Origin of the sequence: Rubripirellula tenax, assembly GCF_007860125.1 — a bacterium.
Classification (GTDB): domain Bacteria; phylum Planctomycetota; class Planctomycetia; order Pirellulales; family Pirellulaceae; genus Rubripirellula; species Rubripirellula tenax.
The window spans coordinates 425733-440534 of record NZ_SJPW01000004.1 but is presented as its reverse complement, the minus strand read 5'-3'; the positions used below and the strand labels follow the sequence as shown (position 1 = coordinate 440534).

Genomic DNA, 14802 nt, shown 5'->3' with positions numbered 1-14802 from the left:
ATCATGTTGGGAACTGCTCCGACTTTACCTGCCACCGTGGCACTCGCCTATCCACTTTGACATCAAATGCTTCGCGGCGGTCACCAAACATGACAAACCAGGGTACTTTTAGTGATCCAGCAGGCTTTAAGCCCCCCGTTGAATCTGTCTCACGGCAATGGTTGGTCAGTTTGCGAAGTCTCGATGAAGTTCGCATCGCGTTCGAGTATCCGATCGATATTTTGGATCTGAAGGAGCCACGCAACGGCCCGCTTGCGCCTTCACCCGTCGAATTGTGGCTCGAAACGGTCACGATCGTTGAAGCGATGATCCACGCAAAACCAAAGTTGTCTGCCGCATTGGGCGAACCCGACCAAGCCCGCAGGGTCGCCAGCCGATTGCCCGCCACCTTCGATTTTGCCAAGGCTGGACCGAGTGGATGCCACAGCCCTCAGCGATTGACCCAAATGTGGGAAGACGTTCGCGACCGTTTGCCGACGAAGGTCGAATTGGTCGCGGTCGCGTATGCCGATCACCATGCCGCCGAATCGATTGCCCCCGAATCTGTTTTTGAAACGGCGAAACGGGCCGGCTTGAATCGCTGTTTGATCGACACGTTCACCAAAGACGGGCGGTCGACGCTCGATCATTTATCGATCGATCGGTTGACCGAGATTTCGGCAATCGCCCGAGATTTTGGCCTTTGGTGGGCGCTCGCCGGATCGATCCGCCACGCCGACGTCGAGAAACTGAACCAATCCAATGTTCACCCCGACTGCATCGGTGTTCGCGGTGATGTCTGTTCCGGCGACCGAACCAGCAGCCTGTGCCGACAAAAGATGCAATGTTGGGCCGATACTTTCCGCTCATTCCTATAACCGGCTTACCGACGCGGCAACGGCGACGATCAACATTGCGACCACGATGGCGTCCGAGCGTTGGAAACGATGGCTCGTCGCACTAAGCCGAACGTAGTCAATCAACCGCCCCGTCGGGCACCCCATTCGGCAATACGCCATCGGAATGAACGACGATGCCGCCAGCGTCATCAGGGCGAAGGCAATTGAGCTCCAACCGGCGATGCGAAACAGATACGCGTGAAACGGTTCCCACGATGCTAGGTCGATCGATGGTGAAGCGATCAGTGCCAAGTAGCCGGCTACCAACGTCAACCCCGGTAACCGCCGCATCCATCGTGTAAGCCCAACCGGGAACGAAACGCGACGCCGTGACTTTGGCGTTGGCTTGACCAATTGCTGCAGCGCCCCATGCGGACACAGGTGGTTGCAGTAAGGATTCGCTTTGGTCAGCGGTGGAACCAAGAAAGCAACGACAACGATCGACGCCAGTCCCGGGGCCAACCGCCATGCAATCCCTTGAGCCGACCAACCGGCGATCAACGCCATGGAAATTAGATTCCCCGCCCAAAGTCCGATCACGATCAAGACCGAGAGCAACCAAACTTTCCGACCGACTGTCGATCGAAACCATTGCAGACGGCGAAACAGCGCCGCGGCCAAGATGGTGGCGATGGTGATCACGTCGGCGATTGTCCATCGCACCGCGACCGCGGTTGCGTCCGAACTTTCGTCAGCGCCTCGCTGTACTATTTCGTTCGCTGCCGCGACAACGGTGTCGGCGACGGCCAGGCTGGTCATGGTCGCGCCAGAGACTCCTTCGATGCCCTCGGCCATCGGATCCATCGTCGCCAGATCGTCGATCGTTCGGCCGGTGAACCGTTTCCAAAAACTGCGTTCGGTTCGGACATAGTCGACGTACGGTTCGTTATCGAACGACGTGCGGATTCCCATCGAAACGACTCGCTGATCGGCATCCAATGTCATCAACAGTTCTGTCGGTCCTTGATACCCGATGATGTTGTCGGTGTACGGTCCCGTGCGAACCAAGTCTTGTGAACTGTCCGAATCGTCCGACCACTTCGCCCGCTCGGCATCCGAAACGTCGTCAGGAAAAATCAACGAAGGCCGGTCGCCACCAATACGTTTGACAATCCCCTGGGCAAGCGCCATCGACGTCAGTGTCGCGCCCGAGACGCCATCGATACGATTCTCGCTGCCGCGGCCTCCCCAACCCCACCCAATAAACTGACGAAAAAAATCCGCCGAGGCGCGCACCGCATCGACATGCTCGGTCGTGTCGGCGCTGTGCAGCAACCCGACCGCTGTGATCTGCAAGTCGGCGTCGAACACCATCATCGCCTCGGTCGGCCCGCGGTATCCGACGATCTTTTTGGCGGCCGGTAGTGTCCGCGCCAGCGACCCGTGACTCGCGCCAGACCCATCTTTCAACTGCCACATTCCGTTCGCATCGACGTCACCGACCAAGATCCCCGCATCACCCAGCATCGCCCGGATTTCGGCCAGGCGTGGCGGGTCGGTAGCGTCAATCGGTTTTGATGCCGGCGAGGGAATCAGCCACAGCAGCGCCACCACCGATGCCAACCGAACCGGGTGCGTGAATCGTCTCCATCGCTGGTTTGACGCAGAGGCCGATTTCACTTTGCCTCGACTGACTTCTTGGACGACTTCTCAACCGACATCTCGACCAGCGAAATCGCGTCGATGTGAACGGTTCCATTGGCAGTCTTGCAGTCCACGAGCACCTGGACGGGCACCCCAACTCGCGCGCTGATCGTACCTACGACCGTCCAATCCGCTTCGCGCGGCGTTTGTTGATCCAGTTCGTACGTTCGCTTCCAATCACCTTGGGTCACGGTGATTTTCGTATTCGACGAACGGTTGGCGTGCGCTTTGGTGAAGTATCGCAGTTCGTAATTTCCGGTCTTCGGCGGCGGAAGCGTGAACTCGGCGGTCGCATCCGATTTGCCCGATGCATAACGATAGCCGTCGCCGACATATCCTTTCAGTCCGGTGCCATCGGTCCATTTTCCCGTTAACACCGCGCGGGAATCATCGACAACCGTGCCTTCTAGCTTTGCCGGATTGTGTCCCGTGGGCGGACCGTTCGGACCAGCCAAGGGCAACGCATCATCGGGAATCATAATTTCATCGGACGGGGTGCTGCGACGCGCCTTACCGGGCAACTCCAACAACGCAAGCAGATCGCCCAAGTGTTTTTCGTAAACGTCGCGCGGCGAGCAATCGTTCAACGCACAAAGCGACGCGGCCTTGCCGACGACTTCGCCCATCATGCCGCATGTCTTCATCACGCGAACGGTACCCAGCGCTTGGTGCGTGACGCTGATGTCGCGACCGGCCATGAACAAGTTGTCGATGTTGCGGCTGTAGAAACATCGATAGGGAACCGGATACCCATACGATTTATCCACGCGGCGATCGTGAACGGCAACCGAGATGAACGGATTGTCCGGAAACTTGTCTGCGTACTCCTTCTTCGGATAGTGCAGATCGATCGACCAAGTGCTGGGCACACACCCGTCGGGAAAATCTCTCTTGCTGACAATGTCTTCTTCGGTAAGCACTACGTCACCCATCAGTCGCCGACTCTCGCGAGGCCCACCGACGAAAGCGACCCAAGTCAGGACCGCGGACTTGTGATCTTCGGCCCCATCGCCGTTCTTCATCGCGTTGAATGCACCGTACACGGCTCGTAAATTCCAATCGCGGATGGCTTCGGCGCCACCGATTGCGTCTTTGTCAAAACCACTCTCCCAAAACCATTGGCCGTGGTGGTCGCGGGGGTAGGGGAAGTCTTCCATGTTCAAGTCGAGCGCCCATGGTGTCTCGGGAAACGATGTTGGTGAATCCAATTCGTCCCAAGCCCACATATTGCTCATGCCCATCCGTCCCGCATCCGTCATGTCCAGATCAGCCTTCGCCCAATGGCCGACCCATCCGTGTCCGGTGCAGTCGACGAAGTAATCGCCAATGATTTTGACTTCACCGCCGCTGCGCGTATCCATCGCGGAAACCGCAACGATTTTCGAGCCATCCATTTCCACGGCCGTTGCATGGTGGTTGAGCAGAAGGTCGATGTTCGGCTCGGCGCGAACCACTTGCTCCTTCAACGCATCGCCAAATTCTTCGTACGTGCCCGGTGACTTTGATGCTTTGTCGGCGAACTCTTCGATGATCTCGCCGATGCGCGGATACTTGCCGCGACGAATGTTGCCCATCGCCCAGACTCGCACTTCGCTGGACCCATTGCCGCCAAGTACGGGGCGATCTTGAACGAGAGCCACGCGGCAACCCATGCGGGCCGCCGAAATGGCCGAACCCATGCCCGCATATCCGCCGCCGATGACGACCAGGTCATAAGGGCCTTTGGTTTGCGGTTCTTTTGGAAGATGGAGTTGCTCGCGCCGCCATGCCGCCAATTCCACTTCATCGGTCGGCGGCTTGCCGTCCGCGTCCGTCGTCAGGTAAATGCAATCGCACCTTCCGTCAAAGCCCGTCAAGTCGTGCAGTTCCAATTCGACTTGGCCGGCCCGTAGCGACACTTCGCCACCGTTCTGCCATGACCAACTTGCACCTTCGGTGCCGAGCGTGTTTTCGAGCGGTTTGCCGTTGATGAGCAACTTGAACTGGCCCGGCGACGGTTTTGCCCCCCATCGGGCTACCCAGTCGATCGTGCGAACCCAAACGTGATAAGTACCATTTTCTGGCACGGATGCCGTCGTCGACGCATCGGCAATCGGGTTGCCCAATCCGTGTGCAATCAGATAAGGCGATCCCATTTGTTGGATGAACTGAGTGTCCAAATTCCACCCGCCGTGATCATCAAAACTTTCTGCTTCGACAAACACTTCCGCGGCCGGTGATGCCGCTACCGCGGCGAACATGACAACGAAGAGACTGAAAAACCGAAACATATCAGCGACCATTGCAAAGGTGGTTATCGAATTGGGTAGCCAAGTCGCGTCAAACAACGCTCTGTGGCGGAAACCGGCTCCGATTGTAGCCAGAATCCATCGCTGGAATTGCCCGCTGAGTCCCTGGACGGTTGAATTACCGTAGTGGCGGGCGACCGTGGTACGCCCTGATCGAATTGATCAGCGTGATCGCGGGCGGATGCGACTTCAAGAGGTTGACGATGCTGGTCGTCGATACCGACCATTCCTTCGATACCGCGCTGGGTTGTCCTCCGGCCGCGTGCAAGTCATCGATTAACAACGACATCACGGCCGGCCGATAGGGGTGCGAGTCACGAAATTTCAGCGGGTGGCCACGGTACGTTGCCCTCAGCTCTTTCGCCATTCCGGTCGGTTGGGCATCCCAAATCGAAGCACCGCGCAGCTCCATCGCCAACCGAAAACGCAGTCGCGACAGTGCCACGGAACGATTGTCGGCTTGGCTTCTGCGTTCGGTCGCTTCGGCCGTGATATCGGTAGGTTCGTGATGCAAGAACACACCCGAACTCGTCTTGTTGCGATGCTGACCGCCCGGACCGCCGCGACGCTGGAAACGCAAGTCGCATTGCCCCAACAACGTTGCATCATCCAACAACGCGGGATGGTTTGGGTCAACGGAGCGGAGCGGCATCCGTTGGTCCGGTGAAGCAATCGAAGGTTCCGGTTTGGAACCCTTCGGGTCGTCGGATCGACTATTCACCGAACCATTCTTTGCATCCTGACCAGACGGACGAAGCCATGGTTCGATTAGGCAATCGAACCGTTGCCCGACATTGGGCGCCCAAGACCGACAACACGTCGGTCGGTGGAAATCGCTCTAGCGGACATAGTACCTCATATCCGGCTCGCTGTATCAACGAACGTGAATCCGACTGGATAGGCGAAACACTTTCGACGACCGACTCAAAGACTTGTCCGGGCATGGCGGAAACCGCTATCCGCACTGGTGATCCGAGTCGAATTTGATTCCGGTCGCGTGCGTCCACCGCAAGCACGGCATGCAGCAACCCATCCGTCGAAATTCGACACCACGCCTGCTGGGAACTCGCAAACGTTCCACGACGATCGGCTGGCGTCGTGATGCCGCCCTGCGATGGGGTAGATAGCGTTGATTTCGGTGGCAAGACCACACCGTTGACCTTGGCTCGCAATTCCAGCGTGGCGGCGCGATCGTTCAGTGATGCTAAACGCGTTTGAAGCCCTTGGCGTCCAGCTTCGAACGTTTCCCAATCGCCTGCTTCGTCGCCGCGATCCATCGTTACCCGCCGCGACAACTGGCTTCGCAATCGCGCGACGCTTAGGCGTCCCGCCACCTTTGTCATTTCGATTTCATTCGCTTCGTCACGCAGTCGAACGATCGTTTCCCCAGCCTTGACGTATTGGCCCCAGGTCACCGGAACTAGATCGACCAACGCGTCATGAGGCAAATAAACCGTGTCGGCGAGTGCTGCGTCAAGCGTGCCCCTGGCCGTCTGGTATCGAGGCAGCGGAATCAAGAACACGGCGATTCCAATCAACAGCGCAGTCGCACCAAGCATCGCCCGGCGGATTCCTGACACTCCCGACCAATCGCCCTTCCCGCCCATTGCCATCGCCATCGATCGAAGCTGTTTAAAAACCAACGCTATCGCGACCACGGCCATCAAAACAATGATCGCGGATTCCAAATGTAGGTACTCGGCCGCGATCAACAGCATCGCTGCAATTGCAAACAACACAACGCACCGATAGATCGTCGATGCAACATGATAGGCAGCCAGTAAGACCGATCGTATCGTCGGCGTTACTCGCGACGCGAAACCCCGGCCCGCGATTCGTGCAGTCACAATTCCGCGAAAGGCCGATCGTGATTCGCTTCGCAGGTGAACGCTGCCCACCAAATCGGACAACACAAAGTAACCGTCGTATCGCATCAATGGATTGGCGTTAAAAACCAATGTGCTGATCCCACACACCAACATCAAGTGAAATGCATGCCAAGCTGTACTCGGATTCCGTGAACCGATCCAAACGAACGTTGCAATCGTAGCAATGATCCACTCGACATAGATGCCCGCCAACATGACGGACATCCGCCGCCATGGCGACGGTTCACGTACCGAATCCGATACGTCGCAATAGGGACATGGCATCCCGCATAGCATCAGCACACCGCATTCACCGGCTTGATATCCGATGCGTCGGCACATGATCGCGTGCGCTAATTCGTGTACCGCTTTGGTGACCACAAACCAGAACGCCAAAACAAGTGGATGTGTTTGCGATAAGAATGCGCCCAACGAACTTGCCGATGCTGCGACTTGCGAACTACGTCCGATCACCATCAATAGTGCCGCGGTGATTGCTAGACACCATCCCCAAACGGCAAGGCGACCAAACACCCATCCCGTCCACGGTGCAAGCCGATTCGCAATTGCGTCGAGCGATCCCAGTGGAATGCGAACGGCAAGTGGCGAGAACGGGGTTCGTTGCGTCTGCCTGCGTTGTCGAGTCCATCCAGCACTGCGAGCCTGCTGCCACTGTAGGGCAGTCGCATCGCCTTGCTGGAGCGATTGCCAGAGTTCGTTCGACACGCGGGTTATTCGTCCGGCGATCGCGTCAACCACCATCCACATGCCGCTTCGCGATGACGAGACGGGAACAGCCGTCAAGTCGGCGCGTAAGTCGCGCATCGAGGGGCGGGACGACGAAACAGTATGATCGTTCATGCAAGCGGTTCTCACCGAACGGTTGACCGGGGCGTTTGGTGTGTCACCGATGTCGGCGTATAGATCGTCATTCGGACATCCGTGCCCGGCAACAACAGCCATCCACCTGATGCGTCGTCTCGTTTTTGATTGATGATCTCGGCGTGCAGGCGGAACACTCTGTTGGGCAGCAACTGTGGGTCGACCGACAGAACGCTACCTCGCAAGGAAACCAATTCGCCGGTTGCCGCATCGTTCCAGCGGACACTGACAGGCAATCCCTTGCATTGTCCCGGTGCGATTTGCTGACTGTCGACCAAGGCATGAATGTGAAGCCGATCGACTTGGCCGACCGTTGCAATCGTTTCGCCTTTCGCGACCCACTCGCCCGCGGAATGAAAAAGACTCAATACGATGCCGCTGATGGGACTATCGGCGTGTAGGTTGCGGAGCTGTTCGTCGATCAACGACAAATCGGTTTGGCGAAGTTCGCTTTCCGTTTGAGCCTGTTGCTTTCGCTTTTCTGCCTGCGATATTTCGAGCTTTGCGCGTTCAACAGCCAATCGTAAGCGACGAATCTGGGTCAGCGGAATCGCACCTCGCACGTCGTTCTGTATCGATCGACTGGTTTCCAGTTCGGCTTCCGCTTCCTGCATCGCGACTTCGGCATAACGAATTTCGACATCGTCAACGGCAATCGACTTCGCCAATTCCAATCGACGTGAAGCAGCTTGCCGAAGAATCAACATCGATCGATCGTCAAGAGACGCGATGGGAGCGCCCGCGTCGATCGCGTCGTTCAGTTTCACATTCATTCGGGCAACCGAACCGGTTTCGAGCGCAGGAACATTTACCTCGCTTGCAAACCGTACAACGCATTCGTCGACATTGATTTGTGCCTCACCGCCGGACGCGATGGTTGACGTCGCCAGTGTGATTCCGACAAATAGTCTGCGGATAGTCCACATCATGCCGCATCTCCCGTGTTTGTTCGATGACCGAAAAAGTAAAGCGATGCGGTGCTTCTAATCGAATGAATCAAGTCTTGAAACATCACGTAGACTATGGGTCGATAGCCACACTTGAACATGACTCGCGCGGGTGCGCCGGCGACGTCACCGCAAGTCGTCTGGTTTCGGATTTCGTCGCTGGCAACGTCTTCCAAACGCAGCATTGCTGCCGTAGCGGGCAGCGGATCATTCTCTGCGACAACGGATGGTCCCAACTGTATCAGCGATGCGGCGATCACATGCCCGGGATCGGAGTCGAACGAGACATGGGCACGGTCGATGGCGGATGAATTTTCGAGCAAGGGTTTCAGTTGGGCGATTCGGTTCTGGGGTACGCGTGCTTCGACGATCCATCCCGAATCGGCGGCAATCACGCGCATCAACCCGTCTCCACGATTGACGGGGCGAGATTGTAATCGCGATTCGACCTGCCAAGCGTCGACGATTCCGTCGCGATCGGCATGAACCGCCAACGACTCCCTCGTCCGCCGAAGTGCATCGCGCTGGTCCGTTATCGATTGAATTTCGCCGCTGACGATCAGGCGTTCGTTCTGAATACTTTGCGCCCGATCTTGTCCCGACACGGATACTTTCATCATCGCGTCGTTCAAACGATTTCGTTTTTCGCTTAACACAGCCAGATTTCCATCGAGTGCCAGGATCTGGTCATCGAGTGATGGGTCCGACATCGTCAATAGCACTTGCCCCCGCTTCACCGCTTGACCATGGGCAACGGCAATGGACTGGACAACCGCGTCGCGCGTCGCACAAACCATTTGCGAATCGGCCGGACGCACGATTGCCGGTGCATCGACGACTAGGGGCACCGGGATCGCCGCCACGGTCGCAAGTACTAAACAAACGCCACCGACCTTGAATGCGCGTCGGACCGATGTTGATGTCCGATCCGCCGAAATGAACTTTGGAAGCCATCGTGAACTCGACTGTTCCGTTCGCACCACGTTCTGCATAGCTAAATCACAGTGTGTGGCAAAACGCGTGACCGAGTCGCGAATCGCGTCGACGTCCAAAGACTCTTTCTTCGTTTGTGATAGGCCGACGATGCGGTACTTGCCGGTGTGGTCATCGGGTTGGCCGGCGACAACGCGAACCACAATTGAGTTTGATTCGACGTTCTGTTTTTGTGGCGGTTGGGATCCTGCATCAAACCAACGGCTACCATCTGCATCGACGGGCGTCGTCGCAGCGCGGCGCACCTGGTCCGCTGCGCTGGATCGCTGATCGATGGATGGAACGTGGCTAACAGCAATCAAGCTCGGACTTCGTTTCGGCGAAGGTCCATCCAGGCGGACGATTCCGACCCGATCAAACCCGAAGACATCGACGGCCGAATCGGCAATGAATTCCGCCAATTCTTCGGCGCCCGTGAGCGCGTGCATCTTGGATGTTGCTTCGTCGACTTGTGTTGCCAACCGCTGTCGAGCCAACAGCGAGCGAAGCTGTTCAGCTCGCAAGTACTCGCCCGCCAAGTCGGCCATTTGGACGACGAATCTCAAGTAGCCTCTTTGGGTCGCGACGCCGCCGCCAGGTTCCAAGAACACTTGGAACAGGTAGTCAGCGTCCGATTGCGAAGCGTCGCAGTGAATGGGGACCAGCGCAGTCGGCACGTCGGCGGGATTCGATGGAAAATCGGGATCCGAGGCGCCCGGGGTGGACGGAACAACCGCGGGGGCACCGCTTCGGCCGATCTCGACGAGCAACCTTTCGTGCGCCGGTCGGGACGCAGTCGGTAAGGTTTGATCCGTGACGCGGCCGAGTCGATGAACGCAGCGGTACGCCAGTGAATCAGTGTGTTCGCTTCGACGCCAAAACACGACGCCCTCGGCGGCCATCGCTCGCAGCGTTCGGTCGGCCAATAGCGAGAAAAATTCGGTTGATGATCGATTGCTACGAACGGCATTTGCGACTTCCCGAACGATCTCGGCGATTTCGCGACGCGTATCAACCACGACGTCATTCCCAGTCGACGGAGGTGCCGACGACGGTTGGAAGACAAACGGCTGGTTCGCGGTCGCCGAACTCACAGAAATGACATGACCTTGGCCACGAAGGCCGAAGTGGGAAATCAAGATAGTGCGACGGAAAATCCACCGCTTGCTTGAAAGCCATATCAAATCGGAACACCCGGCGGCAATGTCGTTTCGCGGATCAAGCCACCCACTAGGAGGGAAGGGAGTCGCGGCGCACCGGCCTGTGGCCGGCTATTCTTGCTCGCATCTGTTTGTCAGCGCCCCAATTCCCTCGATTTCGACGCTACAAACGTCGCCGTTCTTCAGGAAGACTGGCGGATTGCGTGCGGCCCCGACGCCGGGCGGTGTCCCGGTGAAGATCAAGTCGCCGGGCTTGAGCGTCACAATGTTTGACAAGTGAGCGACCAAGGTCGGGATATCGAAAATCAGTTGCGCCGTCGTACTGTTTTGTACGGTTTCATCATTCAGCTTCATTCGCACGTTGACGTTCGACGCATCCGGCAATTCGGCACAGGTAACGACGCACGGCCCCACCGGCCCAAACGTGTCGAACGTTTTCCCCAGCAACCATTGGCCACCGGGGCGACCCTTTTGCCAATCGCGTGCCGAAACGTCATGGCCACACGAATATCCGTAGACGTAATCCATCGCGTTGGCGCCCGAGACATGCTTGGCCGTCTTTCCGATCACCACAACCAATTCAGCTTCGTAGTCGACTTGCGCCGAAACCTTGGGCAACCGAATCGTGTCGCCGTGTCCGACCAATGCCGTATTGAACTTGCTGAAGACGACGGGCTCGGAGGGAATTTCGGAACCGGTTTCGATCGCATGGTCGCGGTAGTTCAAGCCGATGCAGATCACTTTTTCGGGTGTCGGAGTAGGCGGTAGCAAATTCGGTGGCGCGTTGCGCCATGTTTCATCAGAGCTGTAGGCGGGAACACGCGGTTCAAAAAAATTGCCGTCGTTCAGGTGCGGCAGCGGACAGATTTTTCCTTCGCTGAAAGTCGCATACTCGATCTTGCCATCTTCAGTAAGGTATCGGCAGGTAGGCATCGTGGCCGCTCGTGGTGGGAGGAGGGAGTGATATTGGTGCGTTAGACCTGCGAGCTTTCGCGGACCAACTGTTGATCGACTTCGTTGCTGACGATGACGCCGTAGTTGATAGCGCCTAACCAACCGCTCATGATGATTCCGACGCTGCCGGCGTGGTACATACCACCGACTTGCGAAGGGAGTTCACGGCTAACGCCGAGCCCTTCGAATTTTGTTCCGAAGCTGGCACCCGATTCGTGAAGCGTGTAGTGATGGAACGTACGTGGCGTCGCAGCCTCGGCGCGATCGATTTTGTCGCGGACACCGGGGATGTATTTTTCGAGCGCGTCGATCGTGGTTTCAACCAAGTCCGCCTTGCTGGCTTCGTAATCAGCCTCGTTCAAATCGGACCAATCGGACCAATTCGCATTCGTGCTGCTGACGATAGCGTAACGTTCTTTTTTGGTCGGGCGCGTGCGTGGGTAATAGAAGCTGAACGTGCGACTGGTGATATCGCGGCTAAGCAGCAAGTCGGTGCGGAACTCTTTCGACGTGCTCGTGAAAAACAAATCGCCGCTCGATTCATCGATCTCCTCGCCCGGTTTCAACGCCATATAGACTTGCGTGCTGCTGTTGTTCAGCCGTACCGCCTGCGTCTTTTCGACGAACGATTTATCGAGTACGTCCGCGCCGATCATTTTCAGCACGGTCGTCCGCAGGTTCGCGTTGCTGACCACGGCGCGGCACTTGATCTTTCGACCCTGGGTTTCCACCGCGGCGACGTGACCGTCTTTCAAATGAATGCGATCGACGGGGCAATTGATGCGAATGTCGACGTTGTTGGAGGTCAGTTCTTTCTTCATCCGCGCGACCAAGTCTTCGGTGCCGCCTTCATAGATGAAGACGCCCTTGCTCATGAAGTTGCTGAACACGATCCCGTAGGTGATGGCCGGGTCTTCCAGTGTCGATCCGTTGGCGTACGTGATCGGTTCCATCAGCAAACGGACAACGTCATCGCGACCGGGAAAAAAGCGATCGAATAATTGCCGCGTTGTCAGTTCTTGGTCGTCATAAAAGTTCATTCCTCGCGCGGTATCAAAAAAATCGCTTACCGTTTGATGTTCGATTCCGAACTTTGAAGTCAACAGCTTGGTGAAGTCTTCGCGGTTGAACGTCGTTGTCAACGAGAACTGGGGATTGTCGAATCGAATGTTGGTTAGTTGGACGATTCGATCGGCGATGTCTTTGCTCCAGTAGCGCCGACACGACTTGATCATCCCGTGGGGGAAACCGTGAAGCGAAATGTCGAACGTGTGGCCACCGGGACGAAGGAACCACGTCGCCAGCCCGCCAAGCTTGTAGTGTTGTTCGAGCAGCAGGACGCGATGACCGGCCCGGCCCAGAATGTTCGCCGACGTCATCCCGGCAAGTCCGCTGCCGATCACGACGACGTCATACTCGTCGGCGGCACCCTTCAAAAAATCGCGTGGCATAGAAACTCAAGTCAAAAATGGGTCAAGGCGAAGGGCCAAGCTTACAACGGTCCGGTGTCGGGTTGAAGCTCGGCGAAGATTCCAAGCTGGTCCGCATCCGGTGGCCTATCACCGTATAACAACAAGCTGCCCTCGCCGACCAGCCAACGTTCGTCCAGCACGCGAATCGATTCAGATATTGCGGCGGCGAACGTTTCGCCGCGGGGAATCCCGGTGCTGAGGACTTCGTGCGAGCCACGAAAAACGGGAACTTGGTCGGGTGGCAGTGTCGTCGCCATCCGTCGGGTGCCGGACGAAGTGCCAACGATCGTCGAAATTTTCCAACGTCCGTCGCGGGGGTCTTCCATGATTCGAACCGTCACCAGCGATTCGCCTGCGACAATGGGGACGGCACTGAACCACATGGGCGACGATTCTCCCGCTGGCCAAATTGAGCTGTAGGCGAGTCGGAATTTCGTTTTGGCCTCGGGCACCCTCACGCGGACCCGATAGGTCAACGGCTGGTCGCTGGGGGCTCGCGAAGCCGCGATTTGGTCCGCATCGGTGGGGGTCAGGTAGCCGACTTCGTTTCTCAACAGGTCGCGCTCTCGCTCGGCCGATCTCAAGCGTTTCGTCGCGGTGATCAGTCCGGCCACCAGCACTGCAATCGTGACCAAGCCCAGCGTTTCGCGAAGGCTGAATTGAAAGCCTCGATCGGACGGGGGCGAGTCGGTGTGGGTCATGTCAGAGCGAATCATTTTTTACAGGCATATTTACAAGCACGAAACGCAAGCGAGTGAATTCCTGAAATGGCCGTAAAATCACTCGCATGCGAGTCGTGCTTGTATTTTTCGGCTCAATTCATTTTGAAAAAGTGAAGCGCCCTGATGGGTCATGTGCGGATTGTATCGCAGGGGGAATATTTGGGTTAGGATTGACTGAATGTCGGCCCATGATTCATCCAAGTTCAAAATCGGGTTATCGGGATGCGTTTCTGGCATGACGATCACGCTCCTAGATCAGCCTGAAACGCTCTTCGCTTCTCCTTCCAATCCCTTCAATCAATCCTTTGCAAGACATCAGCATCCTGTGGGACGGTGGTCACCTGATCGCCGTCGATAAACCGCCTGGCCTTTCGACTCAGGCGCCTCCTGGCGGCGAGAGCTTGGAGAGCCAACTTAAAATCCAGCTCGCCGATCGCAGCGACTATTTCGCGATTGTCCACCGGCTGGATCGACACGTCGGCGGCGTTGTCCTGATCGCGCTTCGCAAGAAAGAGGCTCGGTTGTTATCGGACCAATTCTCAAGCCGCAAAGTCATCAAGCAGTACGCCGCCATCGTGGCTGGAAAAATCGAATCCGGCGGCTCAGACGAAGACATCGTTTGGACCGACTCCATTCGAAAACTGCCTGATCAACCGAAGGCCGAGGTTTGTTCCGCTGGTGACTTGGACGCCAAGGAAGCCGAAACTCGCATCGAAGTCGTTGGATATGACGCGGCGAAGGACCAAACCTTGTTGCGGATGTATCCGTACACCGGCCGGATGCACCAGCTAAGGATTCAAGCGGCCCACCGGGGCCATCCGATCGTCGGTGACGATTTGTACGGCGGTCCCACCTCGGAGAGTTTGATGTTGAGAGCCGAATCGATCGTGTTTCACGATCCCAAGAACGGAAAGCTGAAAACCGTTCGCGGTCCCGCGTTGCCCTCGACCGACGTCTTCGGTTAGTCACAGTGGCACGGCGTGCCTTCGCCGTGAATCGAACATCCCACAGCACC

11 protein-coding genes are annotated in these 14802 nt (G+C 57.1%); 2 read left to right on the top strand and 9 right to left on the bottom strand.

The annotated features are described in order from the left end of the window. The first annotated feature begins 89 nt into the window (after positions 1-89). Positions 90-857 carry a (5-formylfuran-3-yl)methyl phosphate synthase gene (locus Poly51_RS16175; protein ID WP_146458823.1) on the top strand — a complete coding sequence of 256 codons (768 nt, stop codon included), beginning with the start codon at positions 90-92 and terminating at the stop codon, positions 855-857. Here Poly51_RS16175 and Poly51_RS16170 read toward each other — a convergent pair. The 9 genes from Poly51_RS16170 to Poly51_RS16130 form a co-directional block, all read right to left on the bottom strand. Then, a complete protein-coding gene (locus Poly51_RS16170) occupies positions 852-2498 on the bottom strand; it encodes an FMN-binding protein (protein ID WP_146458822.1) in 1647 nt (548 codons plus the stop codon). The two genes, Poly51_RS16175 and Poly51_RS16170, sit on opposite strands and share 6 nt — an antisense overlap. Beyond that, complete coding sequence (locus tag Poly51_RS16165; RefSeq protein WP_222435873.1) at positions 2495-4804, bottom strand: FAD-dependent oxidoreductase; 2310 nt, start codon at positions 4802-4804, stop codon at positions 2495-2497. Before Poly51_RS16165 ends, Poly51_RS16170 begins: the two co-directional genes overlap by 4 nt. A gap of 124 nt (positions 4805-4928) precedes the next feature. Beyond that, positions 4929-5531 (bottom strand): peptide chain release factor family protein, encoded by a 603-nt coding sequence (locus Poly51_RS16160; protein ID WP_222435872.1) that lies wholly within the window; start codon positions 5529-5531, stop codon positions 4929-4931. After that, positions 5524-7539, bottom strand: a complete 2016-nt coding sequence (locus tag Poly51_RS16155; protein WP_186775599.1) for an efflux RND transporter periplasmic adaptor subunit — start codon at positions 7537-7539, stop codon at positions 5524-5526. Before Poly51_RS16155 ends, Poly51_RS16160 begins: the two co-directional genes overlap by 8 nt. An 11-nt stretch (positions 7540-7550) precedes the next feature. Then, positions 7551-8489: an HlyD family secretion protein gene (locus tag Poly51_RS16150; RefSeq protein ID WP_146458819.1), complete on the bottom strand. Its 939-nt coding sequence runs from the start codon at positions 8487-8489 to the stop codon at positions 7551-7553. Further along, entirely contained in the window at positions 8486-10573 is a 2088-nt protein-coding gene (locus tag Poly51_RS16145) for an HlyD family efflux transporter periplasmic adaptor subunit (protein ID WP_146458818.1), read from the bottom strand. Before Poly51_RS16145 ends, Poly51_RS16150 begins: the two co-directional genes overlap by 4 nt. A 177-nt stretch (positions 10574-10750) precedes the next feature. After that, positions 10751-11572 (bottom strand): fumarylacetoacetate hydrolase family protein, encoded by an 822-nt coding sequence (locus Poly51_RS16140; RefSeq protein ID WP_146458817.1) that lies wholly within the window; start codon positions 11570-11572, stop codon positions 10751-10753. 41 nt (positions 11573-11613) lie between these two features. Further along, complete coding sequence (locus Poly51_RS16135; protein ID WP_146458816.1) at positions 11614-13044, bottom strand: phytoene desaturase family protein; 1431 nt, start codon at positions 13042-13044, stop codon at positions 11614-11616. Between the two features lie 41 nt (positions 13045-13085). After that, positions 13086-13781 carry a hypothetical protein gene (locus tag Poly51_RS16130; RefSeq protein ID WP_246114554.1) on the bottom strand — a complete coding sequence of 232 codons (696 nt, stop codon included), beginning with the start codon at positions 13779-13781 and terminating at the stop codon, positions 13086-13088. Positions 13782-14092: 311 nt separating this feature from the next. On the opposite strand from Poly51_RS16130, the gene Poly51_RS16125 reads away from it, so the two are divergent. Continuing rightward, on the top strand, positions 14093-14752 hold the full coding sequence (locus tag Poly51_RS16125; protein ID WP_246114553.1) for an RluA family pseudouridine synthase: 660 nt from the start codon (positions 14093-14095) through the stop codon (positions 14750-14752). Positions 14753-14802: the final 50 nt, after the last annotated feature.